The 25,024-nt window shown below is 73.0% G+C and carries 20 protein-coding genes and 2 tRNA genes; 12 read left to right on the forward strand and 10 right to left on the reverse strand.

Annotation, left to right across the window (positions count from 1 at the left end; all coding sequences use genetic code 11):
• The first annotated feature begins 51 nt into the window (after positions 1-51).
• The 3 genes from E3N83_RS13690 to E3N83_RS13700 are packed head-to-tail and all read left to right on the forward strand — an operon-like array spanning position 52 to position 1,244.
• Positions 52-426, forward strand: coding sequence for a MerR family transcriptional regulator (locus E3N83_RS13690; protein WP_151083765.1), 375 nt, complete (start codon positions 52-54; stop codon positions 424-426).
• Positions 423-758, forward strand: coding sequence for a thioredoxin (trxA, locus tag E3N83_RS13695; protein ID WP_151083766.1), 336 nt, complete (start codon positions 423-425; stop codon positions 756-758). The genes E3N83_RS13690 and trxA overlap by 4 nt, the downstream gene beginning before the upstream one ends.
• Positions 759-803: 45 nt before the next feature.
• Positions 804-1,244, forward strand: a complete 441-nt coding sequence (locus E3N83_RS13700) for a nitroreductase family deazaflavin-dependent oxidoreductase (RefSeq protein WP_151083767.1) — start codon at positions 804-806, stop codon at positions 1,242-1,244.
• A gap of 7 nt (positions 1,245-1,251) precedes the next feature.
• On the opposite strand, the gene E3N83_RS13705 is transcribed toward E3N83_RS13700, so the two are convergent.
• The 5 genes from E3N83_RS13705 to E3N83_RS19600 form a co-directional block, all read right to left on the reverse strand.
• The gene (locus E3N83_RS13705) at positions 1,252-1,863 is read right to left on the reverse strand and encodes an ACT domain-containing protein (RefSeq protein WP_151083768.1); all 612 of its coding nucleotides are present in this window, start codon (positions 1,861-1,863) and stop codon (positions 1,252-1,254) included.
• Between the two features lie 30 nt (positions 1,864-1,893).
• Positions 1,894-3,669, reverse strand: a complete 1,776-nt coding sequence (gene recD / locus E3N83_RS13710) for an exodeoxyribonuclease V subunit alpha (protein WP_151083769.1) — start codon at positions 3,667-3,669, stop codon at positions 1,894-1,896.
• Positions 3,670-3,721: 52 nt separating this feature from the next.
• Positions 3,722-7,060, reverse strand: a complete 3,339-nt coding sequence (locus tag E3N83_RS13715; protein ID WP_202879222.1) for a UvrD-helicase domain-containing protein — start codon at positions 7,058-7,060, stop codon at positions 3,722-3,724.
• A gap of 1 nt (position 7,061) precedes the next feature.
• A complete protein-coding gene (recC, locus tag E3N83_RS13720) occupies positions 7,062-10,421 on the reverse strand; it encodes an exodeoxyribonuclease V subunit gamma (protein ID WP_151083770.1) in 3,360 nt (1,119 codons plus the stop codon).
• Between the two features lie 107 nt (positions 10,422-10,528).
• Positions 10,529-10,672: a hypothetical protein gene (locus E3N83_RS19600; RefSeq protein ID WP_191907805.1), complete on the reverse strand. Its 144-nt coding sequence runs from the start codon at positions 10,670-10,672 to the stop codon at positions 10,529-10,531.
• 117 nt (positions 10,673-10,789) lie between these two features.
• Between E3N83_RS19600 and E3N83_RS13725 the strand changes: the two genes are divergently transcribed.
• Together E3N83_RS13725 and E3N83_RS13730 are read left to right on the forward strand one after the other, a co-directional pair.
• A complete protein-coding gene (locus E3N83_RS13725; protein ID WP_202879223.1) occupies positions 10,790-11,446 on the forward strand; it encodes a helix-turn-helix transcriptional regulator in 657 nt (218 codons plus the stop codon).
• A 58-nt stretch (positions 11,447-11,504) separates the two neighbouring features.
• Positions 11,505-11,966, forward strand: a complete 462-nt coding sequence (locus tag E3N83_RS13730; protein WP_151083772.1) for a DUF6328 family protein — start codon at positions 11,505-11,507, stop codon at positions 11,964-11,966.
• Between the two features lie 10 nt (positions 11,967-11,976).
• On the opposite strand, the gene E3N83_RS13735 is transcribed toward E3N83_RS13730, so the two are convergent.
• On the reverse strand, positions 11,977-12,657 hold the full coding sequence (locus E3N83_RS13735) for a phosphatase PAP2 family protein (protein WP_191907806.1): 681 nt from the start codon (positions 12,655-12,657) through the stop codon (positions 11,977-11,979).
• A gap of 168 nt (positions 12,658-12,825) precedes the next feature.
• Here E3N83_RS13735 and E3N83_RS13740 point away from each other — a divergent pair, with 168 nt between their 5' ends.
• The 5 genes from E3N83_RS13740 to E3N83_RS13755 all read left to right on the forward strand — a co-directional run bounded on the left by E3N83_RS13740 (position 12,826) and on the right by E3N83_RS13755 (position 18,440).
• The gene (locus E3N83_RS13740; RefSeq protein WP_238342906.1) at positions 12,826-14,238 is read left to right on the forward strand and encodes a ferredoxin reductase family protein; all 1,413 of its coding nucleotides are present in this window, start codon (positions 12,826-12,828) and stop codon (positions 14,236-14,238) included.
• A 4-nt stretch (positions 14,239-14,242) separates the two neighbouring features.
• Entirely contained in the window at positions 14,243-14,794 is a 552-nt protein-coding gene (locus E3N83_RS13745) for an FMN-binding protein (protein ID WP_151083774.1), read from the forward strand.
• A 2-nt stretch (positions 14,795-14,796) separates the two neighbouring features.
• The gene (locus E3N83_RS13750; protein WP_238342907.1) at positions 14,797-15,573 is read left to right on the forward strand and encodes an FAD:protein FMN transferase; all 777 of its coding nucleotides are present in this window, start codon (positions 14,797-14,799) and stop codon (positions 15,571-15,573) included.
• Positions 15,574-15,660: 87 nt separating this feature from the next.
• The gene (locus E3N83_RS19605; protein ID WP_191907807.1) at positions 15,661-17,163 is read left to right on the forward strand and encodes a hypothetical protein; all 1,503 of its coding nucleotides are present in this window, start codon (positions 15,661-15,663) and stop codon (positions 17,161-17,163) included.
• Positions 17,164-17,216: 53 nt separating this feature from the next.
• Complete coding sequence (locus E3N83_RS13755; protein ID WP_151083775.1) at positions 17,217-18,440, forward strand: threonine synthase; 1,224 nt, start codon at positions 17,217-17,219, stop codon at positions 18,438-18,440.
• 18 nt (positions 18,441-18,458) lie between these two features.
• On the opposite strand, the gene E3N83_RS13760 is transcribed toward E3N83_RS13755, so the two are convergent.
• From E3N83_RS13760 to E3N83_RS13770, 3 genes are all read right to left on the reverse strand, one after another.
• Positions 18,459-19,100 carry a 3'-5' exonuclease gene (locus tag E3N83_RS13760; RefSeq protein WP_191907808.1) on the reverse strand — a complete coding sequence of 214 codons (642 nt, stop codon included), beginning with the start codon at positions 19,098-19,100 and terminating at the stop codon, positions 18,459-18,461.
• Positions 19,097-20,920: a putative nucleotidyltransferase substrate binding domain-containing protein gene (locus tag E3N83_RS13765; RefSeq protein ID WP_151083777.1), complete on the reverse strand. Its 1,824-nt coding sequence runs from the start codon at positions 20,918-20,920 to the stop codon at positions 19,097-19,099. The genes E3N83_RS13760 and E3N83_RS13765 overlap by 4 nt, the downstream gene beginning before the upstream one ends.
• Before the next feature lie 93 nt (positions 20,921-21,013).
• Positions 21,014-21,089, reverse strand: a tRNA-Arg gene (locus E3N83_RS13770).
• A gap of 354 nt (positions 21,090-21,443) precedes the next feature.
• Between E3N83_RS13770 and E3N83_RS13775 the strand changes: the two genes are divergently transcribed.
• A complete protein-coding gene (locus E3N83_RS13775; RefSeq protein WP_151083778.1) occupies positions 21,444-23,264 on the forward strand; it encodes a phosphoenolpyruvate carboxykinase (GTP) in 1,821 nt (606 codons plus the stop codon).
• A 102-nt stretch (positions 23,265-23,366) separates the two neighbouring features.
• Positions 23,367-24,359, forward strand: a complete 993-nt coding sequence (locus tag E3N83_RS13780) for a phospholipase D-like domain-containing protein (protein ID WP_151083779.1) — start codon at positions 23,367-23,369, stop codon at positions 24,357-24,359.
• Between the two features lie 542 nt (positions 24,360-24,901).
• Here the strand turns inward: E3N83_RS13780 and E3N83_RS13785 are convergent.
• Positions 24,902-24,993 (reverse strand) — tRNA-Ser (locus E3N83_RS13785).
• Between the last annotated feature and the right edge of the window lie 31 nt (positions 24,994-25,024).

The following is a 25,024-nucleotide window of genomic DNA, read 5'->3' on the forward strand; positions in this document are numbered from 1 at the left end:
GCTTGACCTTGACGCTGGGGTCAAGGTTTACCGTCGGGTCGAGGAGGACCCATGCACATCAAGGACCTGGCCGAGCGGGCGGGCGTGACCGTGCGCGCGGTGCGCTACTACGAGTCCCGCGGGCTGGTCACGCCGCGGCGCGAGAGCAACGGCTACCGCGCGTACGACGACGCCGACGTGGGCGTCGTCCGCGAGGTACGTGCCCTGCTGTCGCTCGGTATGACCGCGGAGGAGACCCGGCCCTTCGTCGAGTGCCTGCGCGCCGGCAACGACCGGGCCGACGTCTGCCCCGCGTCGCTGTCGGCGTACCGACGACGGATCGCCGACGTCGACGCCCGCATCGCCGAGCTGACCGCGCTGCGCGGCCAGCTGACCGCCCTCCTCCTCGAAGCAGAGGGCTACCGCACGACCAAGGAGACCGCATGAGCAGCATCCACGAGATCACCGACCAGCAGTTCGCCGCCGAGGTGCTCGAGGCCGAGACCCCGGTGCTGGTGGAGTTCTGGGCACCCTGGTGTGGCCCGTGCCGCCAGCTGGGCCCGGTGCTCGAGCAGATCGCGAGCGAGCGGGCCGGGTCGCTCAAGGTCGTCAAGATCAACCAGGACGAGAACCCTCTGGTGTCCGCCGACTACCGCGTGATGGGGCTGCCCACGATGCTGGTCTTCGAGGGTGGCGAGGCGGTAGCGTCGATGCTGGGCGCCCGGCCGAAGTCGCGGATCGTCGAGGAGCTCGACCGGGTGCTGGCTCCGACGCCCTGACCTGCGGTCCGGAATGGCACGCGGCCGCGCCGCGTTACGTCGTACATGGCACTCACCGGCACCTACGTCCCCAGCAAGCAGCAGTGGGTCCGCGACCAGGTCGCGGAGTACGAGGCGTCCGACGGCACCCGGGCGAACACGCTGCGCGACACCGGCTACCCGATCGTGGTGATCACCTCGGTCGGCGCGAAGTCGGGCCACCTGCGCAAGAACCCCGTGATGCGGGTCGAGCGCGACGGCACCTACGTCGCGATCGCGTCGAAGGGAGGCGCCGACGACAACCCCGAGTGGTACCACAACTTCCTGGCCCATCCCGAGGTGGAGCTCCAGGACGGCCCCGAGCGGCACGTCTACACGGTGCGGCTGGCCGAGGGCGACGAGCGCGCGGACTGGTGGGACTACTCGGTGGCCACCTGGCCGACCTACGGCGAGTACCAGAAGAAGACCGAGCGCGAGATCCCCGTCTTCCTGCTCGAGCGCGCCTGACGACGCCTCAGCGAGCGGCGCGGGCGATGGAGGCCGCGAGCGCCACGAGGTGGCCGAAGCGGGCCAGTTCGGAGTCGAGGAACTCCGGGCCGCCACGGCGGCCGATGGCGACGACCCGCTTGTGGCCCACCGGCGCGACGGCGACCAGGTCGTCACCGATCGTCTGCCGGTCCAGGCCGGAGCCGGGGCGCAGGGAGAGGTCGGCCGGGGCGCCCTCACTGGCCAGCTCCACGGTGGAGCCGTCGGGTCCCAGCTTGGCCCGGGCCGCCCACTCGCAGCGGAAGGCGACCGGCAGCAGCTCGACCAGGCGGTCCAGGGCGGTCGCGGGCTCGCCGGTCAGCGACTCGACGACCTCGAGGTCGAGGAACAGGTTGCCGCCGGCCAGGTAACGACTGATCCACAGCACCCGGACGCCCTCGACCGCGGTGCAGGCGGAGACCACCGAGTCGGGCATCGCCCCGCCGACCATCTCGAGGAGTACGTCGTCCACGGCGGTGCCGTCGTGGCGCTTCTCGACGATCTCGATCGCGTCGATGTCTCCGCCCGCCGCACCGATCGCGCTGGCCAGCCGGCCCAGCGACCCGGGCACGTTGGGTAGCTCGACGCGCAGCAGCAACATGGCCTCGACCCTAACGGCGCCGGATGACGCTCAGGTTTCGTCGACCGGTGCGTGGTCGAGGCGCCGCGCCAGGCCGCTCGCGCGGTTGGCCGGCCGGGAGACGGCCAGCCGCAGGGCCGCGGCGGTCGCGATCACGGTGACCTTGTGCTCGGCGCGGGTGAGCGCGGTGTAGAACAGCTCGCGGGTGAGCAGCAGGGAGTCGTCGGGCGGCAGCAGCACGGTCACCTGGGCGGCCTGGCTGCCCTGGCTCTTGTGCACGGTCATCGCGTGCATGGTGTCGACGTCGGTCAGCCGCGACGTGGCCAGCAGACGGGGGCCGTGGGGCGTCGCGATCGCCGCGCGGGTGCCCTCGCCCTCGGCGACGACCACCCCGGTGTCGCCGTTGAAGAGGTCGAGGCCGTAGTCGTTGCTGGTCAGCAGCAGGGGCCGCCCGGCGTACCACTCCTGCCCCCAGCCGCCCCCGATCGGCAGACCGGTGGTCTCGGCGAGGCCGCGCTCGATCGCACGGTTCCAGTGGCCGACCCCCCACGGCCCGTCGCGGTGGGCGCACAGGAGGCGGTGCTCGTCGAGCACCTCGATCGCACGGGCAGCGTCTCCGGTGACCGCAGCCGCGCGGAGCCGCAGCGCGTGGGCGACCGCTCGGGCCCGCAGGCCCGGCAGCGTCGCCGGGTCGTCGGGGTCGAGCAGCTCCAGGTGGTCACCGCCCGCGGCCAGCAGGTCGAGCACGCGATCGGCGTGCCCGTCGCGCACGGCCTCGGCCAGCTCGTTGATCTGGCGACCGAAGCGGTGCGACGTGCGCAGCGAGGTCACCGTGGTCGGGCGTCGTCGGGCCAGGCCGTCGACCAGGTCGGCGAGCACCGCCCCGGCCTCGACCGAGGCCAGCTGGTCGGGATCACCGACCAGGACCAGCCGGCAGTCGGCCCGCACCGCCTCGACCAGGCGGGCCATCATCGTCAGGGAGACCATCGAGGTCTCGTCGACCACGATCACGTCGTGCGGCAGCCGGTTGCGCCTGTCGTGGCGGAACCGGTTCCGGCTGCCGCGCTTCCAGCCGAGCAGGCGGTGCAGCGTCTGGGCCGTCGGCGCACCGACGGCCGCGGCATGGTCGGCGAAGTGCGGCTCGGCCAGCGCGGTGCGGACGGCCTCCTGCAACCGGGCCGCCGCCTTGCCGGTCGGCGCGGTCAGGGCGATCCGGAGCGGGCGGTCCGACTGGTCGGCCAGCAGCGCCAGCAAGCCCGCCACCGCCGTGGTCTTGCCGGTGCCCGGTCCGCCGGTCAGCACGGTGGTCCACTGCCGGGCCGCGGAGATCGCGGCCGCGCGCTGCTCGTCGTACCCCTGCGGGAAGAGCACGGGCGCCACCACGGCCATCCGCTCCTCGTCGACCTGCGGCGCGGGCAGGTCGAGGCGGGCGACGAGGTCGTCGCGCACCTGGCACTCCTCGCGCCAGTAGCGGTCGAGATAGGCGACGGTCCCCTCGACCCGGAGGACCCCGGCCGCGGCGAGCCGGCCGGCGCCGACCCGCGCCGCCCAGCCGGGCGACGGCCAGCTGAGGCCGGCCGGGAGGCTGGTGCGGGAGAGGTCGTCGAGGTCGAGGCAGACAGATCCGTGCCGCACCGAGCGCACGGTGAGCGCCAGGGCCAGCGCGGCGTCGTCGTCGGGCTCGCCGGCCAGCGCCTGGATCCGCCGCGCCGCGTGGACGTCGGCCGCCTCGAGCACACCGGCCGCGTTGAAGGCACCGAGCACGCCGTCGGCACCGAGCGCGAGGCGTCGGTCGTGCGCGTCGTCGGTCTCGAACGGCTCGATCATCGCGGGGTCCTTGCGGAGAGGCGAGCGCAGCGAGGCTCGTCGTGGGGTGAGGTCATCGCGCCCCTCCCTCGAGGAGGTCGCTGAACGCCACGACCAGAGCCGCCGGCGGCGACCAGTCGAAGACACCGGCCACGTGGCCGTCGACGACCGGCGTCTCGGGGCCGCACATGCCGCGCAGGAAGAGATAGAGCACGCCACCGAGATGCTGCTCAGCGTCGTACGACGGCAGCCGCCAGCGCAGGTAGCGGTGCAGCACGACGGAGTAGAGGAGCGCCTGGAGCGGGTAGTGGCTGTGCAGCATGGCGGCCGCCATCTCGGCGCGGCCGTAGTCGGCCGACGTGACCGGCACCCCGGTCTCGCCCAGGAGGTTGGTCTTGTAGTCGACCACGACGTAGCGGTGACCGGCCGGATCGGTCGTCGGCACCCGCAGCACGACGTCGATCGACCCGGAGAGGTAGCCGCGCAGCGACTGGTCGCCGAGCGGGCCGGTGAGCAGCTCGGCGTACGACGCGAGCGGGTCGTCCGCGGGCAGGTGCCCGGTCAGCAGCGGTGCCAGGTCTCGCAGGTGTACGTCGTGGCGCGAGCCCCCGGGCCGGTCGCCGCCGGCCAGGGGGAACTCGAAGTCGAGCTCGCACAGCCGGTCGCGCAGCGGGATGTCGACCAGCCGCAGCCCCTCCGCCGTGGCACCGAGCGGGGTCAGCTGAGACGGCAGCAGCGCCTCGGCCAGCTCGTCCGGTGCGACGCCGACCGGCCACCACGACAGCTGGTCGCGGATGTGCCCGACCAGCTCGCCGTGCAGGTCACGCGCCTCGGGGTCGGTCTCCTCGAGGACGCCGTGCACGAGGCTGCCGAACGCGGCGCCGGACGGCAGGGCCGCCATCGGCGAGGGAACTGCTGACTCCTGCGCCGTCGGGCCGAGATCCGACGGGACCGCGGGCAGGCTCGCTTCGGTCTCGTCCAGGCCACCGGGCTCCGACTGCGACGCATCCCAGTGCTCCAGCTCGGGCTCGGAGGTCACCCCGTGCGGCTGCTCCTGGACCCGGATCAGTCCGGAGTAGGAGGTGCGCCGCCACTCGGTGTCGACCTCACGGTCGAAGACGCGGGCCGCGAGCGCTCCCGGTGTCGAGGGCACGGGGGCGGGGGTGGCCGCCGCGATCTCCGAGGGCTCCGGCTCGGGACCTCCCAGCTCACCGAGCATCGCCAGGACCCGTGCGGCGTAGTCGTCGTCACGGACGTCCTGGGAGTCGGGGACCACGGCCTGACCCGGCTGACGGCCGAACAGGATCCGGTGGAGCCCGCCGTGCTGGGTGTTGGCCGTGGGCGCCCACCAGGTGACCACCTGCGACTGCGCCCGGGTCAGCGCGACGTAGAGGTCTCGCAGCTCCTCACCGGCCTCCTCGCGCAGATGGGCCTCCGCGTGCCCGCGCCAGGCGGGCCCGCCCCCCGCGACGTCGAGCATCCGGTTGCCGGCCTCGTCGTGGTAGCGGGCCACCTCGACCGTGCGGACGTACTTCATGGCCACGAACGGCAGGTGGACCACGGGGTACTGCAGCCCCTTGCTCTGGTGCACCGTGGTGATCTGCACCGCGGCGGCGTCGCTGTCGAGGCGGCGGACCCGCTCCTGCGCGCCGGCCTCGCGCTCGGTGCGCAGCCACTCGAGCACGCCGGTCAGGCCGAGTGAGTCGCGGACGGCGGTCTCGTGCAGGGTCTGGGCGACGTGGCGCAGGTCGGTCAGCAGCCGCTCGCCGCCGACCCGGCCGAGCACCCGCGCGGTCAGCCCCTGCTCCTCCGCGGCCTCGAACAGCGCCGCCACGCCACGGCCGCGCAACAACAGCCCCCAGCCCCGCAGCCGGTCGGACAGCCGGTCGGTGAGCGGCTCCCCGCCGGCGTCGAGGTCGGCCAGGGTGTGGCCGAGGAACGACGTGAGCGCGGCCGCCCGCACCCGGCCGGAGCGATGGGGCTGCTCCAGCGCCTCGAGCAGGCACAGCCACTCGTCGCCGGCCGGGGAGGTGAGCAGCCGCGTGCCACCACCCACGACGGCGGGGATGCCGCGCTCGGTCAGGGCACGGCGTACGAGCTCGGCCTGCGACCACTCACCGACCAGCACGGCGACGTGCCCGGCCGCGATCGGGTCGCCGTCCCACGTCGCGCCGGAGGCGAGCAGGGTCGCGATGTCGCCGGCACAGTCTCGGGCGATGTGGTCGCGCGCGGCGTCGACCTGGATCAGGTCACCCTTGACCAGCTTCATCCCCGTGCGGCGCACGTGACGGATCCGGAACGGCGCCGGCGAGGGTGCCCCGGCCAGCCGGGTGCCGGGGTGGTCGGCGGTGACCGGGCGCACGGCGATCCGCGGGTCGCCGAGGGCAGCGCCCTCGAGCACCACCTGGAGCCGCTCGACCAGGGCGGCGTCGCTGCGCCGGTTGGTGCCGAGGGTGGCCCGGTGGGTCGCGGTCTCGGCCGCGGCGAGGTAGGTGACCACGTCGCCTCCGCGGAAGGCATAGATCGCCTGCTTGGGGTCGCCGATCAGCACCATGGTGGCGGCCCCGGAGAAGGCGCAGTGGAGCACCTCCCACTGCTTGGGGTCGGTGTCCTGGAACTCGTCGACCAGGACGACCTTCCAGCGCTGGCGCATCCGCTCGCGGGCCGGGGCGTCGTCGCGCTCCAGTGCCTCGGCGAGCCGGCCGAGCAGGTCGTCGTAGGACAGGACGCCGAGCCGGCGCTTACGACGGTCGACCTCGCGTCGCACCTCCTCGGCGAACCCGACCCGCTGCCCCGCTGCGGAGTCGGGGTCGGCGGCCGCGGCGAGCGCGGCATGGGCGTCGCCGACCGCGAGGCCGGCCAGGGCCAGCGCCGCCGACCGGCCGAAGGGCGGTGGGTCCGGGAGCTGTCCGAAGCGGCGCAGGTAGACGTCGTCGACGACCTCCTCGACGAGGTCGTCGAGCGACTCGACCAGGGTGGCGCCGGTGTCGGTGTCGCCGGCCACGCCGAGCGAGCGCAGGACGGTCTGGCAGAACTGGTGGGTCGTCGCGATCGTGGCGGCGTCGAACGACGCCAGGGCGTCGCGCAGCCGACCGTGCCGGAGGGCGACCTCGGCCGGGTCGGCGTCCAGGAGGCGGGCGACCACCGGGTGCCCGAGGTCGGCGGACGTCGGGTCGGCCAGGGCGCGCTCGGCCTGCACGAGCTGCTCGCGCACCCGCTCGCGCAGCTCCTGGCTGGCGGCCCGGCCGAAGGTGATCACGAGCAGCTGGTCGAGCGTCGCCGCACCCTCGGCGACGTAGCGGGTCACCAGCGCTGCGACCGTGAACGTCTTGCCGGTGCCGGCGCTCGCCTCGAGCAGGGTGGTGCCGGTCGGGAGGTCGCCGGCCAGGTCGAACTGGCGGATCTCACTCATCTCACCAACCCCCCTGCTCGGCCTGGATCAGCGGGCTCCAGACGCGCAGGGCGAGCGCGCCGAACCGTGAGGTCTCACCGGCGAACTCCTCGCCGGGGCCGGGCACCTCGGCCACGCCGGGCAACGCTGCACCACGGCCCCAGACCCGCACGGCCGCGTCGGCGTCACGGTCGCCGCCGAACGAGCTGGACCACTCGTAGCCGGCCTTCTCCAGGGCGTCGGCGACGTCGGCCCGGGCCCGCCGGGCCCGGGCGTAGCGCAGTGAGGTCTTCAGCGGCACCGGCAGCGGCTCGCGCAGGCCGGCGTCGCGCAGCGCGACCAGGTCGCGGAGCACCTCCAGCGCGGTGTGGTCGAGCGGGCCGAGCAGGGAGGTGCCGTGGGTGTCGCGGGAGCGGCTGTTGGTCGGGCGGCCCAGGGTGTGGGCGGTCCAGTTCCGGTCGTCGTCGGAGGCGGACAGGGCCAGCAGCCAGACCCAGGACGCCAGACGGTGCTTGGCACCGAGCCGCGAGAAGTGCACCGGCACCAGCCGGTCGCCGTACACCTCGGGGACCGTGCCGCGCAGCCAGCGACCGCCGCCCAGGTCGACGCTGACGTCCACGGCGCGCGGAGGCACGGTGCGCAGCTCGGCGGCGGCCGTACGCAGCGGCGCGGCCTTGCGCAGGATGTCGTCGAGCATCCGCCAGCCGAGCCGGCCGGGCGGCAGCAGGCCCCGGCGCCACTCGCGCTGGGCGACGACATCGGGTGGCAGCCCGGCGAGCAGGTCGCCGAGCACCCGGTCGCCGACGGCCCACTGGGCGAGGTTGTCGATCTCGACCGGGAGGGAGTCCTCCGGCTGCTCCTCGTCGGCGGCCAGCGCGACGTCGACGCCGTCGCGGCCCAGGAACCCCTTGACCGGGTCGCCCCAGAAGCGGACCAGGTCGGCGAGGGGTACGTCGACGGGGTCGCGGGCAGGGAGCGGGCCGGCCAGGAACGGTGGCACCGGCAGTCGCGGGCCGGCCGCGGTGCGGGCGCCCGTGGCGGCGGAGGTGTCGAAGGAGAACGCCTCGCCGGGCACGAGCGCTCCCGGGGTGACGTTGCGGGCGTCGAAGGGCTGGAGGGGGTGGTGGACGGTGACGGACTCGGAGACCGGGCGTCCGTCGGCGGTCGTCGCCGTCTCGTCGAGCGCGTCCAGCAGCTCGCCGAGGGGTACGGCGGGTGGTCGCGGCCGACCGGACACCTCGTTGGCCCCCGTGTAGGTCACCACCAGGGTCGAGGTGGCGGCCAGGATCGCGTCGAGGAGCAGCTGGCGGTCCTCGCTGCGGGCGTCCCGCTCTCCGGTCAGCGGGTCGCGGGCGAGCACGTCGTCCCCGTCGACGGCCCCCTGGCGGGGGAACACCCCGTCGTCGAGGCCGAGCAGGCAGACCACCCGGTGCGGCACGGACCGCATCGGCACCATCGTGCAGACGGTGAGCGTGCCGGTCCGGAAGTTGGCGCGGGTGGGACGACCGGCCAGCCGGTCGGCAAGCAGGGCCCGCACGTCGGGCAGCCGGAGGTCCACGCCACCGAGACCGGCGGCCGCGCGCCGGACCCGCCCGAGCTCACGCTGGACCTGCCCCGACTGCCAGCCGTCGGCGGCCGGCACCGCGGTCAGGGAGGAGACCGCGTCGTCGAGGGCCGCCAGCCAGTGGTCGAGCGGGTGGGTGCCGGTGAGCCGGTCGGTGACGGCGCGCAGCCGGTCGACGTACTCCGTCAGCCGCCCGACCAGCTCGACCTGGGTGCTGCCGACGTCGTCGAGCGGCAAGGCGCGGTCGAGCCACGCCGAGGAGTCGTCCGACAGGGCCACGCCGGCCAGGAGCCGGTCGAGGCCGAACTCCCACGTGTTGGCGACATAGGACTCGAGGCCGAAGTCGGCGCGGTGGGCGGCGTCGAAGGCCCACCGGACCCCCGACTCACGAGCCCACGTGTCGAGCTGGTCGAGGTCGTCGTCGCCGAAGCCGAACCGGCGCCGTACCGGCTCGGCCCGGGCCAGGTCGAGCACGGCGGTGGCCGGCGCCCGGCCGCCGGCCAGGTCGAGGACGGTGTCGGCGATCCCGAGCAGCGGGTTGGTCTGACCGGGTGCCCGGTCGGCCAGGCGGACGCGGAGCCGGTGACCGGGATGGCCGGCCGCACCGACGACCTCGCCGAGCCCGAAGCCGGCCTCGATCAGGGGCGCGTAGCTCTCGATGTCGGGACACATCACCAGCACGTCGCGCGGCTCGAGCGTCGGGTCGTCGGCGAGGAGGGCGAGCAGCACCTCGCGGAGCACGTCCACCTGGCGGGCGACCCCGTGACAGGCGTGGACCTGCACCGACCTGTCGCCGTCGGTGACCACCCGGCCGCTCGGACGTGGTTGGTCGGCGGCGAGGTCGGCCTGGAGCCAGCCCAGCAGCGTCGCGGGCAGCGCGGGGTCGGGCAGCGCCTCGTCGGTCGCGACGGTCGCCCCACCCAGCGCCCGCTCGAGCTCACGGGTGTCGCGCCCGAGGCTGGACAGCAGGGGATGCTGGGCGCGCTGGTGGCTGTCGTCGCCGCGGCGGTCGACGGCGCCGGCCTGCCCCGCGAGCGCCTGCCACAGCACCGGCGAGGGGTGGGGCAGCCAGATGTGCACGTCGCGCTCGACGGCCAGGGCGTCGAGGAGGTCGATCTCGGTGCACGAGAGCCGGGTGTGGCCGAACAGCGAGACCCGGACCGGCAGGTCGAAGGCCTCGGGATCCTCGCGCAGCCGCTCGAGCGTCGCCGCGTGGCGCTCGAGCGGGGAGGGCGCGTCGACCCGCTCCACGAGCCGGCGCCACAGCTCCGGCTGCCAGGACAGGTCACCGGCCAGCTCGCGGCCGGCGCCGTCGGTGTCACGACCGGCCGACCAGTCGGCCACCAGCGACGGTCGTTGACCGGCGTACGACGCGAAGAGCCGGGCCAGGCGACGGGCGACCGAGAACCGTCGCCCACGGCGATGGTCTCCCTCGTCGCCACCGAGCCCGTGTCCGAGGTGGTGGGCCAGGGTGGCCGCCCACGCCTCGCCGAGCCCGGCGTCGATCACCTCGAGCAGCGGCCAGGCCAGGGCGTCCGGCGCCCACGGGTCGTCGTCGCGGGTGCCGGTGATCTCGGCGACCAGGGATCCCGGGGAGCGGAAGTCGACGGCGGCACACACGCCGTCACCGGGGCCGCCGTCACCGGCACCGGCGCCCAGCCGGTGGGAGAGCCGCTGGGAGAGCCAGCGCTCCATGCCCCGGGCCGGGACCACGACCAGCTCGGTCGCGAAGGGGTCGGGCAGCGGCGTGGTGAGCAGGCCGCCGAGCCCGTCGGCCAGCGCATCCGCACGCAAGGCTCGGTGCAGGTGCAGGCTCACGGGCGGAGCCTATGCGGGCGGGCCGACAGTGGGCGCCCGGCCGGGCAACACGACGGCCCCCGTCGCCTGGGGTGTCAGGTGGCGGGGGCCGTCGAGTCGTGGAGTCGTCAGTAGTAGCGGCGCCGCGTGCCACCGATCGGCACGAAGTTGAGGATCAGGCCGACGACCAGCAGGATCGCGCCGATGATCGTCAGGATGCTGATGCCTGCGATCAGGCCGATGATCAAGAGAATCAGGCCGAGGATGACCATGAGGTGTTTCCCTCCCATTCGTGGATGACGTCCGAACCCTCCCGCGGATGAGGGGCCTCTGCACACACCCCCGGGGGTGAGGTCAAACCCCACCCCAAGGGCCGTATGGTGCTACCCGTGACCATCCGCCTCGCGATCGTCAACGACTACGAGGTCGTGGTGCACGGCCTCGCCGCCATGCTCCGTTCGTACAGCGACCGCGTGGACGTCGTCGAGGTGGACGTCAACACCCACCCCAAGGCCTCGGTGGACATCGCCCTGTTCGACACCTTCGCCCAGAGCTTCCGTGACCGGGAGCGGATCGCGCGGCTGGTCTCCGATCCGCGGGTCGGCAAGGTCGTGGTCTACACCTGGAGCGCGGACGACCCGGCGGTCAGCCAGACCCGGGTGCCCGGCATCTCGGCGTACATCAGCAAGCGGCTCGCGGCCGCCGAGCTGGTCGACGCCCTGGAGCGGATCCACTCCGGCGAGACCGTGCCGCTCCAGGACTCCGGCCGGGGCCCCCTGGTCGGCGGTGACTGGCCGGGCCGCGAGGAGGGCCTGACCGCGCGTGAGTCCGAGGTGCTCTCGCTGATCACGCAGGGCTACTCCAACAACGACATCGTGGACACCACGATGCTGTCGATCAACTCGATCAAGTCCTACATCCGCTCCTGCTACCGCAAGATCGGGGTCACCTCCCGTTCCCGGGCGATCCTGTGGGGCATCGACCACGGCTTCCAGCCCGACCGGATGCGCCAGTCGGGCAGCCAGCTCGACCAGGCCGGCCGCTAGGCCGTCCAGCAACCAGCAACCAGCCGGCAGCGGGTCGACCGGCCGGCGAGGAGACACCGTGCCTTCCGACGACCGCGACGAGTCCCACGACGAGAAGCTCGACCGCAACTGGGACGACCTGCTCCAGGAGCTGCGGGTGACGCAGACCGGGATCCAGCTCCTGTCGGGCTTCATGCTGACGCTGCCCTTCACGCAGGTCTTCCCGAGCCTCGACCACGGCCAGAAGGCGCTCTACCTCGGGCTCGTGCTCCTCGCGGGAGTCTCGCTCGGGGTGAACCTGACCCCGATCATGCTGCACCGGCGGCTCTTCGGCGACCACGTCAAGGAGCGGGTGGTGGCGGTGGGCCAGGTGCTCAGCCAGGTCGTGATCGTCGCGATCGGCCTGTTGCTGACCGGGACCGTGACGCTGATCTTCTCGGTGGTCGAGAGCTGGACCGCCGGGTTCGTTGCAGGAGCCTGCATCGCGGTCGTCCTCGTCGCCCTGCTCGGCGTCGTACCCCGGCTGCTCGAGCCCAGCTGAACCGGCCGGCTCAGCCCCGGCCGGGTTCGCGGGCCGGCAGCAGGAGCCGGGCGCAGACCGTCAGCCAGGTCAGGGTCACCACCAGGGCGACCAGCACGTCGCTGAGGTGGTGGGCGCCTTCGTACAGGCGGGAGAGCATCGTCCACAGCGGGATCACCGCGAGGAGGGCGAGCACCGCCTTGGAGATCCGGGTGTAGGCCCACAGCAGAGCCGCGAGAGCACCGGCGATCGCGGTGGCGGTCCCGGTGTGACCGGACGGGAAGCTGTGGTCGGGCACGAGCCCTGCCTGGAGGATGTGCACCGGCGGCCGGTTGCGCGGGTCGAGGGTGGTGCTGGCCAGGTAGAAGAGCCCGATGCCGCCGTCCAGTGCGAGCACGAACAGCACCGGCCACAGCGATCGCTGCCAGACCGCGAAGACCACGGCGATCACCGCGAGGGCGATCAGCCCGGTCAGCGTCTCACCGATCAGGGTGCCAAGGTCCGCCACGTGGGTCAGGCCCGAGGTGCGCTGGTCGGCGAACCAGCGGTTGATGGAGTTCTCGTGGGCCATCGTGCTCTTCAGCGGGTGCGTGATCAGCCAGCCGATGCCGACCTCCACCGCCGCGATCAGGACCACCAGGCCGACCAGCAGCAGGAGGGTGCGGCCGAGCGGACGACCGGACGGCGGACGGAATCGCTCGGCGCTGGGCATGGGCCGGATTGTCCCGTACGACGGGCCGGGGGCTGCCTCCCCCGGAGGGGTGACCTTGTCTGCTCTCACAGGTTGTCCACAGGTGATGCTCACCCTCCCGCCAGACGGGAGGACGACCATCATCATGGTCCGGGGCGAGGCGAGGAGCGGGCGCATGGGTGAGCTCAGGTGAGCGTGACGACACGGGAGACCGCGCGCAACGCACCCGGCGCCCGCCACATGTCCTACCGCCGGGCCCGCGCCGATCTCACGATCCGGGTGCTGGCGTCCTCGACCCTGTGGCTGAGCCTGCTGCTGGTCACCTACTGGTGGGAGGTCGACCGGGGCGTCCAGGACCTCGGCGGCTGGGCCACCGGCCTGACGTCGCTCGGCCGGCTGACCGGCCTGGTCGCCTCCGTGCTGCTCCTGGCCCAGGTCGTGCTGATGGCCCGCGTGCCGCGCCTCGAGGCGGCGTACGGCCAGGACCGGCTCGCCCACCTGCACCGCTACGTCGGGTTCACGTCGTTCAACCTGATGCTCGCCCACATCGTGCTGATCACCTGGGGGTACGCCGCCGGGCAGGTCTCGCAGACCCCGACGACGCTGTGGCAGCTGATCACCCAGTACCGCGGGATGCTGCTGGCCACCGGCGGCACCGTCGCCCTGGTGATGGTCGTGGTGACCAGCATCAGGGCCGCGCGCCGGCGCCTGCGCTACGAGTCGTGGCACCTCCTGCACCTCTACGCCTACCTCGGTGTCGGGCTCGCGCTGCCCCACCAGCTCTGGACCGGCCAGCAGTTCCTCTCCTCCCCCGGCCGCACCTTCTTCTGGTGGACCGCCTGGGCGGTCGCCGCGGGTTCGGTGCTGGTCTGGCGGCTGGGCCTGCCGGCGGTGCGCAACCTGCGCCACCAGCTGCGGGTCAGCTCGGTGGTCCGCGAGACCGACGACATCGTCTCGGTGCACCTCACCGGCCGTCGGCTCGACCGGATGAACGCCGAAGCCGGGCAGTTCTTCACCTGGCGCTTCCTGGACGGCCCCGGCTGGACCCGCGCCCACCCCTACTCCCTGTCGGCCGCCCCGGACGGCCGCAGCCTACGGATCACCGTGCAGTCGGTGGGCGACGGCAGCGAGGCCGCGTCCTGGCTCCAGCCCGGCACCCGGGTGCTCTTCGAGGGCCCGTTCGGCCGGCTCAGCCCGCGCGCCCGCTCGCGCCGCGGCGTCGCCCTGATCGGGGCCGGCGTCGGGATCACCCCGCTGCGGGCCCTCGCCGAAGGCCTCCGGCCGCCGCCCGGCGCCTGCGTGGTGCTGCACCGCTGGACCAGCGAGCCGCTCTTCCTCGACGAGTTCGCCACCCTCGGCCGCGAGTACGGCATCAACGTGCTCGACCTCCCCGGCCCCCGGCGCCGCGACGGCTCGTGGCTGCCGGTCGGTGTCGACCACCGCGTCGACGACCTCACGGCCCTGCGGCACTGGGTGCCCGACATCGCCGAGCGCGACGTCTACGTCTGCGGTCCCGAGGTCTGGACCGCCCTGGTCCGCGACACCCTGCTCCGCGCCGGCCTTCCCGAGGACCGGCTTCATCTCGAGACGTTCGGCTGGTGACCCCGTGAGACGCATCTCCTACTGGATCCTGAGCACGATCTCCGCGACCGTCCTGCTCTTCGGCTTCGACGCCTCGCAGCGGGGGTCGAGCATCGGCGGTACGCCGGCCGCGTTCTCCGGGGGCACCGCCGGTACGACGTCCGGCACGGGGACCAGCTCGGGCTCGGGCACCAACAGCTCCGGCAACAACAGCTCGAGCACCAACAGCTCGGGCACCAGCTCGGCCACCAAGTCGGGCGGCACCAGCCCGAAGACCCAGGGCTCACAGCCGCAGACCACCTCCAGCACCGTGACCGGCGCCACCGCGCAGACCCGGTGGGGGCCGGTCCAGATCCGGCTGACCATCGCCGCGGGCAAGATCACCAAGGTGGGGATCCTGCAGTACCCCAGCAGCAACTCCCTCGACCTCCAGATCGCCAACTACGCTTTCCCCCGGCTGATCCAGCAGACGATCTCCACCCAGGGCGCCCATGTCGACATGGTCAGCGGCGCCACCTACACCAGCACGGGCTACCTCCAGTCGCTGCAGAGCGCGCTGGACCAGGCCAACCTGTGACGGTGGAGCCATCCACCCTGCCTCTCCACCGCTACGTCGAGCAGCTGATGGGGATGCCGGTCAGCCTCGCCCTGCGCGGCCGGCACGTGGACGACGACGTGGCGCACGACGCCTGGGGTCGCTGCCTCGAGAGCCTGCGCGAGGTCGACGCGACGTTCAGCACCTATCGGGACGACTCGTTCGTCTCCCGGCTCAACCGCGGGGAGGTCGGCCTCGACGAGGCCCCGGCCGAGGTGCTCGAGGTGCTGGCACTCGCCGAGCAGGAGCGCAGGGACTCCGACGGCGCCTTCGACGTCCGCCGGACGGCGCCCGACGGTGCCACCCGCTTCGACACCGACGGGGTCGTCAAGGGCTGGGCGGTGCAGCGCGCCTCGGCCGCCTTCGCCGACCTGGCGGACACCGACTACTGCATCTCGGCCGGCGGCGACATGGTCTGCCACGTCGCCGACGATCGCCGGCCGCCCTGGCGGATCGGCATCGAGGACCCCCACGACCCGAGCACGCTCGTGGCCACCGTCGAGGTACGCCGCGGCGCGGTGGCGACCTCGGGTCACGCGCACCGCGGTCAGCACGTGGTCGACGCGCGCACCGGAGCGGCTCCGACCGCGGTCGCCTCGGTCACCGTGCTGGCCGACGACCTGACCTGGGCAGACCTGGACGCCACCGCGGCGTACGCCCTCGGCCCGGACGCCCTGACCTGGCTGCGCGGGCGCGCCGGGCGGCGCGGCCTGGTCGTCTGGGACGACGGTCGCAGCGAGGTCTTCGGCGACAGTCCCTGATCCGGGTCGCGCGTCCTGCACAATGAGCGCGCGACACCGGGGCGGGCCCGGTGACGGAGCCTTCGGGGGGCCTGGATGCTACGACGCTTGACGGTCACGGTGCTCGTGGCGCTGTCGGCGTTCCTGGTGCTGCCGTCCGCATCCGGCGCGGACCGGTCCGCCGTGGACGCCTACCTGGCGTCGGTGGCCACGCACAGCAGCGCGCCTGGCGTCTTCGTCGACCCGGCGGTCCTGAGGGCAGGCCGCCTGACGCCGGCCGAGGTCGCGGAGATCCGGACCCGGGCCGCGCACCGGCCCTCCGCCCTGCACATCCTGGTGCTGCCGGCCTCCCGGCTGACCCTTTCCGGCGGTGGGTTCGGGCCCGCCCACCTGGCCTACAGCCCGCGCGCCATGATCGCCCGTCTGCACGACCTGGTCGGCCGGCCGGGCACCTACGCGGTGATCACCTGGGCGCCGACTCAGCGCGCCGGTCAGTCGTTCTTCGCCTACCAGTGGGCCGCCGGGGGTCGGGTGTACGACGTCGGGGCCGCCGTGCGCAGCGCGATCGCCTGCTGCGCGCCGCGGTACGGCCCGATGCTGCTGCGGTTCGTCGCCAGGTCGGCCGTACCCCTGCACCACGGCACGCCGGACCACGGGGGGCGCCCGCCCCGGTTCGTCGTCGACCCCGGCGGCCCGACCGACACCGGCAGCGGTGGCATCGGTCCGGCTCCGTTCGTGTTCGTCGCACTGCTGCTCGGCCTCGCCGTGGTCGGCTCCACCGTGCTGCGGTCTCGCGGGACCGGCCGGGGCCCGGGCGGCCCCGCCGCTCCGCCGGCGTCGGTCGACGACCTCCGCGCGCCCCTCGGCGAGGAGATCGAGCAGGTCCGCCAGCAGATCTCGGCCGCCGACCCGGGCACGGTCGGCACCCCCGACCCGGGTGCCGGGCAGATCGCGTCCGCACGGCAGGCCCTGGACACCGCCCACGCGCGGCTGACCACGATGAGCCGGCCCGAGGACGCCCAGGCCGTCGCGGCCGCCCTGGCGGACGCCCGCTTCCAGGTGGTCGCCGCGAGCGCCGTACGAGAAGGGAGGCCCGTCCCCGAGCGGACGGCTCCCTGCTTCGTGGACCCGCGGCACGGGCCGAGCGTCACCACCGGTGTCTACCCACCCTCGGGGATGGCTGCCCCGGTCCCGCTCTGCGCCGCCTGCGCCGCCTCGCTCGCCGCCGGCTCGCAGCCTCCGGCCCGGTCCTTCCTCGTCGGTGGGCTCCGGATGTACCCGTGGATGCCGTACGGCGCGGCGTGGTGGTACCTCAACGGCTACTGGGGCGGCCAGCCCTTCCTCCAGCAGATGTCGCACCACGACGCGTTCCTGGGCGGCGACTTCACCCACCCCGGACACCGGGGCCCCGACAGTGGCGGCGGTGGCGGCTTCGGCGGCGGCATGGGCGGAGGCCATCACGGCGGAGGCGGGTTCGGCGGAGGCGGCATGGGCGGAGGCCACCACGGCGGAGGCGGGTTCGGCGGCGGCATGGGCGGTGGTCACGGCGGTGGCGGCGGCTTCGGGGGCGGCGGTCACGGCGGGGGAGGCGGAGGCGGTCACGGCCACTGAGCGGCGCCTGCAGCACGCCCACCGGTCGTCGAGACGCTGTTAGTTTCGAGGCCGTGCCCTACTCCTTCCTCTCCCACCTCGAGTGCTCGCGCACCGGCGACTCCTACGACGCCGACCAGGTGCAGGGCCTGAGCGAGGTGGGCGCCCCGCTGCTCGCGCGCTACGACCTCGAGCGGGTGCGCGCCGGCGTGACCCGTGAGCAGATCGCGAGCCGACCGCCTGACCTGTGGCGCTACCACGAGGTGCTGCCGGTCCGCGACCCCGCGCACGTCACCACCCTGGGCGAGGGGATGACCCCCCTGCTCCCGCTCCCGTCGTACGGCGCCTCGATCGGCATCCCCGGCCTGCTGATGAAGGACGAGGGGCTGATCCCGACCGGGACCTTCAAGGCACGAGGTGCGGCGGTCGGTGTCTCGCGGGCCCGCGAGCTGGGCGTGCGATCCGTCGCGATGCCGACCAACGGCAACGCCGGTGCCGCCTGGTCGCTGTACGCCGCACGCGCCGGCCTGGGCAGCCTGATCGTGATGCCGGTCGACGCCCCCGAGATCACCCGTCGCGAGTGCGTGGTCTCGGGCGCCGAGCTCTACCTGGTCGACGGGCTGATCAACCACGCCGGCGCTCTGGTCAAGGCCGCGGTCGAGTCGCGGGCCGGCTGTCAGGAGGTCTCCACCCTCAAGGAGCCCTACCGGATCGAGGGCAAGAAGACGATGGGCTACGAGATCGTCGAGCAGCTCGGGTGGCAGGTCCCGGACGTGATCCTCTACCCGGCCGGCGGGGGCGTCGGCCTGATCGGGATCCACAAGGCGATGCGGGAGATGCAGGAGCTCGGCTGGATCGGCGAGACGCTGCCCCGCCTGGTCGCCGTGCAGGCACGGGGCTGCCCGCCGATCGTCGACGCCTTCCGGGCCGGTCTCGACGAGAGCACGCTGGTGCCGGGCACCCACACCCTGGCCTTCGGCATCAACGTGCCCAAGGCCCTCGGCGACTTCCTGGTGCTCCAGGGCGTGCGCGAGTCGGGCGGTACGGCGATCGCGGTCGGCGACGACGCGATCCTGGCCGAGCTCGGCCACCTGGCCGCGGCCGAAGGAGCCTGGATCTGCCCGGAGGGTGCTGCCTGCCTGGCCGCGGCCCGGGAGCTGCGCGAGTCCGGCTGGATCGGCGAGCACGAGCGGGTCGTGATCCTCAACACCGGCACCGGGCTGAAGTACCCCGAGACCGTCCCGGTCGACGTACCCGTGCTCCCCCGCGACGGCTCCGTGCCCCCGCCACCGGGGTGACCGGACGCCGGCCCGGTATCAGCGTCGTGAGTCCCTCGACCAGGCGATCAGGTCGGCCGCGGTGAGCTCCGGTCGGTCGGCCTCCAGCCGGGTGGCGAAGGCGAGCAGCAGCTGAGCCGTGGTCATCGCGTCGCCCAGGGCGTGGTGCGGGGTGTGCACCGGCAGGCCGAGGCGCAGCGCCAGAGCCTCCAGGGAGGGCTCCCGACCCGCGTCGGTCTCCGCGAGCCCGAGCCGGCGGGCCAGCGCCGCGGTGTCCACGATCCCGTCGGGCAGCCGCCGGCCGAGCGGCTCCAGCACCCGGTCGAGGAAGCTCCGCTCGAACCACGCCGCGTGGGCCACCAGGAAGGAGTCCGCCAGCACCTCGGTCAGCCACCCGGCGACCTCACCGACGGGCGGGGCGTCGGCCAGCTCGGCCGCGGTCAGGGAGTGGATCCGCATCGCCTCCTCGCCGATCGGCACCGACGGTCGGACCACGCGGTACCACGTGCGACTGCTGATCCGGCCCCCGACGACCTCGGCGACCCCGATGCTCACGATCTCGTCGGTGCCGGCCCGCAGTCCGGTGGTCTCGAGGTCGATGACACAGAAGCGCGTCGTCCGCCACGACACCGCGGGGTCGGGGCCGGCCCACGGGCGGGTCCGACGCCAGGGCGCCCTCACGGCAGCCGCGCCGACCACTCGCCCTCCAGCCGCGCCTGCACCCGCGCGATCGCCCGGAAGGACTCGCGCAGGTGCCGCCGGGTCAGGGTGTCCAGCTGCTGGGGGTCGAGGTACGTCGAGCGGTCCCGGCCCTCGCGCAGGTCACCGATCTCGCGGGCGAACTGGAGCTCGAACATCTCCCGGTGGGCACCGCGCAGGGTGTCGGCCTCGTCGCGGGTCAGCAGCCCGGCCGCGGCGCCGTGCTCCAGCCGGTCCTGGGTCGGCGCGGCCGGCCAGCCGGTCGCGATCGCGAGCAGCCGGCCGATCGCGACGATCGGCCCGATCCCGCGCTTCTTGAGGTCGAGCTGGCCGCGGTGCCGACCGTTGGCCTCGACCACGAAGCCACGGACGAAGCCCGACGGCGGTCGCACCGCGAGCGCCTCGGCCCGCATCCGGTCCAGGAAGGCGCGGCTCTTGGTCTGCCGCTCGATCGCGTCGTTGACCGAGCGACCCAGGGCCAGCCCGGTGACCGGTCGGCTGTCGGTCACGATCGCGGAGAGCAGGAGCGCTCCCCGGGCGTGCGGGTCGTCGATCCGGCGCCGGACGGCAGCCAGCCAGGCCTCGCTCGAGCGGTTGAAGAGGGGCTCGGTCGCGTTGGCGCCGTCGGGGCACCGCAGCAGCCCGCACCGCTCGACGGCGGTGAGCACGCGCTCCGCGGCGGCCAGCATGTCGTCCGCCGTCGCCTCGGCCGGCACTCCGGGCCGGGGGGTCCAGACGAGGGCGGTGTCGACGTCGGAGCCCGGGAGCGGCTCGGCCCGGGCCAGGGAGCCGAGCACGAGCCACGACGCCTCGACTCCGGCGCCCTCGTCGAACGCCGGCTCGAAGCCGATGCACCGCATCAGGATCGCCTCGACCATCGCGCCGACCAGCGCTCCGGCACGCAGCGCGGGCACCCCGGCGTCGTACAGCTCGACCGCCGTCGGGCCGAGCATCGCGCTGGCCTCGGCGAGCGCGTCGAGATCCCCCGCCTGGTCGATGGCCGAGCGGATCGTGAGGGGGTCGCGGATCTCGGCGGACGACAGGTCGAAGACCCGGGTCACACCGACCGCCGTGCCCCGCGGATCCAGCACCACGAGGTGATGCACCCCGTGCATGACCATCTCGACGAACGCCCCGGAGACCGGCGTGGACTCGCCGACGCCCCGCGCCGGGACCGTCGCGATCTCCCGGACCGGCGCCTCGGGTGAGACCTCACCGGTCGCCACCCTCCGGCGGCAGTCGCTGTCGGTCATGATGCCCAGGCCCTCGGGGGTCGTGAACAACGCGCACGAGTGCCCGCTCCGCGACATCTGCTGCGCGACGTCGCGGATCGCCGTGCCGGCCTCGCACCAGAGCGGCTCGCGCATGAAGTCACGCACCGGACGCAGCGCCGCCTCGGCGGCCCGCCCGGTCAGGCGCGGGCGGGTGACCATCGCGTTGTAGTGGGCGAAGACCAGGCGTTCGGGGTGCTCGAGCACCTCGCGCGGGTCCGGGATCCGGTAGCAGAGGGTCTCCGCGGCGGCCACCACCGAGAGCACCGGGGACAGGCCGGTGAGCACCGAGATGTGGCCGAAGGTGTCTCCCGGTCCCAGCTCGTCGACCACGTGCCCGCGGTCGACGATGTGCACCAGGCCGGTGCGGACGACGTACAGGTGGTCGAGGTGGGGCCCGTCGGCGCGCACGATCGTGGTCCCCGGTGCGAAGAACTCGACCTCGATGGTCCGCGCCAGGCGGGTCAGGTCCTCACCGTCGAGGTGGCTGTAGGGCGACTGCTTGCCGAGGAAGTCGACGTACTCCTGCATCGCGCTAGGCGCGGGAGGGCGGGGTCGACGGGAGTCGCGGCACGGCCCCAGCGTAGTGATCGGGCTGGGAGCCACCACGAGGCGAAGGTCCTCTGGCGCGCCCGAAGGGATTCGAACCCCTAACCTTCTGATCCGTAGTCAGATGCTCTATCCGTTGAGCTACGGGCGCAGCGCCCCCGCCAGGTGGAAGCCCCGACGAGGACTGCATGAGGATAGCCGACCCCCTCGCGCGGCTCCGAATCCGCCCGCGCAGCCCTTCGAACCGACCGGATCAAGGGCCTTCGGCACTGGCGATCCGGGCGGTGTGAGCCAGGCCACTGAGGCTTGATCGATCCAATATGTCCGGACTCCGTACACCGGTAACCTCCGCTGCACAGTCGGGCGACAACGAAGCCGCGCGATCACGACAACTCCACTTTCACCTCCGTCGGCCACCCGGTACGACGGCCGGTGGCCCCGCTCCCGGGCCGGCACAGGCCGAGGGATGCCGCCACCGAGCAGCTCGAGAGGGACATCGCACGAGATGACTGCCACCCAGACCAGCACCACCACGGCGCCGACCACCCACCAGGGCATCCTGGACTTCGTCAACGAGGTCGCCGTGCTGACCACCCCGGACCGCGTCTACTGGTGCACCGGCTCCGACGAGGAGTGGACCGAGCTGACCGACGAGCTGGTCGCCGCCGGCACGTTCACCCGGCTGGACCCCGCCAAGAAGCCCAACTCCTTCCACTGCGCCTCCGACCCCTCGGACGTCGCACGGGTCGAGGACCGCACCTTCATCTGCTCGGTCGACGAGAAGGACGCCGGTCCTACGAACAACTGGATGGCCCCCGACGAGATGAAGGACATCATGCGCGGGCTGTACGCCGGCTGCATGACCGGCCGGACGATGTACGTCGTCCCGTTCGTGATGGGTCACCTCGAGGCCGAGCACCCGATGTTCGGCGTCGAGATCACCGACTCCGCCTACGTGACCGTCTCGATGCGCGTGATGGCCCGGATGGGCTCCGAGGTCCTGCGCAAGATGGAGGAGCTCGACGCCTCCTTCGTGCAGTGCCTGCACTCGGTGGGTGCGCCGCTGGCCGACGGCCAGGCCGACGTCTCGTGGCCCTGCAACGACACCAAGTACATCGTGCAGTTCCCCGAGGAGCGGGCGATCTGGTCCTTCGGCTCCGGGTACGGCGGCAACGCGCTGCTCGGCAAGAAGTGCTACGCCCTGCGCATCGCCAGCGCCATCGCCCGCGACGAGGGCTGGCTGGCCGAGCACATGCTGATCCTCAAGCTCACCAGCCCCGAGGGCGTCACCAAGTTCGTGGCCGCTGCGTTCCCGAGCGCCTGCGGCAAGACCAACCTGGCCATGCTCGCCCCGACCGTCCCGGGCTGGAAGGTCGAGTCGGTCGGCGACGACATCGCCTGGATGCGGATCGGTGAGGACGGCCGCCTGTGGGCGGTCAACCCCGAGTACGGCTTCTTCGGCGTCGCCCCCGGCACCAACGAGCACACCAACCCCAACGCCATGCGCACCATCAACCAGGGCAACTCGGTGTTCACCAACGTCGCGCTCACCGAGGACGGCGACATCTGGTGGGAGGGCCTGGAGAACACCCCGGCCCACGCCACCTCGTGGAAGGGCGAGCCCTGGACGCCCGACAGCGAGGAGCTGTCGAGCCACCCCAACAGCCGCTACTGCACGCCGATCAAGCAGTGCCCGATCCTGGCCCCGGAGTACGACGACCCGCGTGGCGTTCCGATCGACGCGATCCTGTTCGGTGGGCGGCGCAAGACCACGATCCCGCTGGTCACCGAGGCCCGTGACTGGGTCCACGGCACCTTCATGGGCGCCACCCTGAGCTCGGAGACCACCGCCGCAGCGGTCGGGGCGGTCGGCGTCGTCCGCCGCGACCCGATGGCGATGCTCCCCTTCATCGGCTACCACGCCGGCGACTACCTCAACCACTGGATCTCGATGGGCAAGGACAACGACGAGTCCAAGCTGCCGAAGATCTACTACGTCAACTGGTTCCGTCGCGACGACGAGGGCGGGTTCCTGTGGCCGGGCTTCGGCGAGAACAGCCGGGTCCTGAAGTGGGTGATCGAGCGCCTCGAAGGCACCGCGGCCGCGGTCGAGACCCCGATCGGGCTCGTGCCGGCGCCGGGGTCGCTCGACATCGACGGCCTCGATCTCACCGAGGACCAGGTCCGTCAGGCCCTCGCGGTCGACCCCGAGGAGTGGCGCAGCGAGGTCCCGCAGATCCGGGAGTGGTTCGAGAAGTTCGGCGAGCAGCTCCCCGCCGTCCTCTGGACCGAGCTCGACGCCCTGCAGGTGCGCCTCGGGCTCTGAGCCGGGGCCCGAGCACCCCAGGGACGGCACCCGGGAAGCGGTGACGGACGGCCGTGGCCATGTGCGACGATGCACCGGTGGGCGATCCCGAGGTGGTGACCGGTGCCGGCGCTCCGTCCTGATGACCGTGAGCTCTTCGAGATCCTGGCCACTCCTCTCTATGAGGAAGTCGCGATCAGTGGTGGTCTCGCCGAGTCCGACCCCCGCATCGCCGCGGGCGGCGAGCTGAGGGCTGCCCTCGACCTGCTGGTCTCGCTCAACCTGATCGTGCGCGACCGCTCCACCAACCGCTACGTCTGTGTCGACCCCTCGACGGTCGTCTCGCACGTGGTCGGACCGCTCAGTCAGCAGGGCGCCGAGCTGCTCACGGAGTCCTCGGAGTGGGCCCGAGCGTTCGGCACGCTGTCCCAGGCCTGGCGCCGCTCACCCAGCGCCGTACGCGGGCCGATCACCGAGTTCCGTGACTCCGCGATCGGCACCTTCATCTCGGGGGCGGTCGGCGAGGCCGAGGAGGAGCTGATCACCGCCCAGCCCCAGGCCGAGCGGGACAGCGCCTCGCTGTCGGTCGCCGCGGTCCGGGAGAAGGCGGCGCTCGACCGGGGCGTCAAGATGCGCACGCTCTACCAGCACAGCGCCCGGCGCCACGCGGTCACCCGCAAGTACGTCGCCGACGTGAGCGAGCACGGCGCCGAGGTGCGCACCCTCGACGAGTTCTTCAACCGGATGATCGTGATCGACCGCAGGCTCGCGATCATCCCGGGCAACGCCGACCTGTCCATCGCGATGGCGATCCGCGAGCCGGGGCTCGTCGCCTACCTCGTCGACGTCTTCGAGCGGGCCTGGGAACGCGCCCGACCCTTCACCAACACCGAGCGCTCGATGATGAACGACATCGCGGCCGAGCAGCGCTCGATGACGATCCGGATGCTGATCGAGGGTCACTCCGACCCGGTCAGCGCCAAGCGGCTCGGGGTCAGCGCGCGTACCTTCGCCGGCTACGTCGCCGACCTCAAGGCCGAGTTCGACGCGGAGACCAGGTTCCAGCTCGGCTACACGATGGGCCAGGCCGGAGTGTCGGGACGCGAGCCCGACTGACGGTCAGCCGCACGGCCCGGAAAAGACGACCAGGGGGACAGGATCATCCGATCCTGTCCCCCTGTCGTCGCTTGAGATCGCCAGGGGGGTGGCTGTCAGGGCCCGCCCGGAATGGGGGGTGTGAGCCGGCCCTGTCTCAAGACTGCGGTTGGCAACTCCCTGCTCGTCGGCTACTGCCCGGCCCGGAGGCAGGTCTTGCATCCCCAGGTGGTGTCGGCGTGCGCTGGTGCGGAGATGCTCACAACACCGATGCTGAGCACCGCCGTTACGACTGCCAGACCGACCTTGCGCATGTTCTTCATCCTGGAGTTCCTCCCTGTGGGGGCTGTGATCACCCGAAAAACCATTGTGCGGGAGGTCGTGGCACCGCAGGAGATCAACCGTGGGTCAGAAACTTGCATTGCAACTAGTTGCAAGGACTTGCAACGAAATCCGTTGTCCGCCGAGGTGGCGACCGGCCTCCGAGCCTCTCTTACCCCTCCGGCCGGGGGTGCAAACGCCGCAGGCCTCACCGCGCGGTCGCGGCGAGGCCTGCACTGAAGTGGCGGAGGCGGCGGGATTTGAACCCGCGAGAGGGATTAACCTCAACCCGCTTAGCAGGCGGGCGCCATAAACCGGGCTAGGCGACGCCTCCTCAACGCGCCGGGGCGCGCTTCCAACAGCGA

It is taken from the genome of Nocardioides cynanchi (assembly GCF_008761635.1).
Taxonomy (GTDB): domain Bacteria; phylum Actinomycetota; class Actinomycetes; order Propionibacteriales; family Nocardioidaceae; genus Nocardioides; species Nocardioides cynanchi.

Coding starts and splice junctions, on each gene's coding strand:
- E3N83_RS13765 (WP_151083777.1), bottom strand. CDS start 20,920: ATGCAGGAGTACGTCGACTTCCTCGGCAAGCAGTCGCCCTACAGCCAC.
- E3N83_RS13735 (WP_191907806.1), bottom strand. CDS start 12,657: ATGCCCAGCGCCGAGCGATTCCGTCCGCCGTCCGGTCGTCCGCTCGGC.
- recD (WP_151083769.1), bottom strand. CDS start 3,669: ATGATCGAGCCGTTCGAGACCGACGACGCGCACGACCGACGCCTCGCG.
- trxA (WP_151083766.1), top strand. CDS start 423: ATGAGCAGCATCCACGAGATCACCGACCAGCAGTTCGCCGCCGAGGTG.
- E3N83_RS13690 (WP_151083765.1), top strand. CDS start 52: ATGCACATCAAGGACCTGGCCGAGCGGGCGGGCGTGACCGTGCGCGCG.
- E3N83_RS13775 (WP_151083778.1), top strand. CDS start 21,444: ATGACTGCCACCCAGACCAGCACCACCACGGCGCCGACCACCCACCAG.
- E3N83_RS19600 (WP_191907805.1), bottom strand. CDS start 10,672: ATGGTCATCCTCGGCCTGATTCTCTTGATCATCGGCCTGATCGCAGGC.
- E3N83_RS13715 (WP_202879222.1), bottom strand. CDS start 7,060: ATGAGTGAGATCCGCCAGTTCGACCTGGCCGGCGACCTCCCGACCGGC.
- E3N83_RS13705 (WP_151083768.1), bottom strand. CDS start 1,863: ATGTTGCTGCTGCGCGTCGAGCTACCCAACGTGCCCGGGTCGCTGGGC.
- E3N83_RS13700 (WP_151083767.1), top strand. CDS start 804: ATGGCACTCACCGGCACCTACGTCCCCAGCAAGCAGCAGTGGGTCCGC.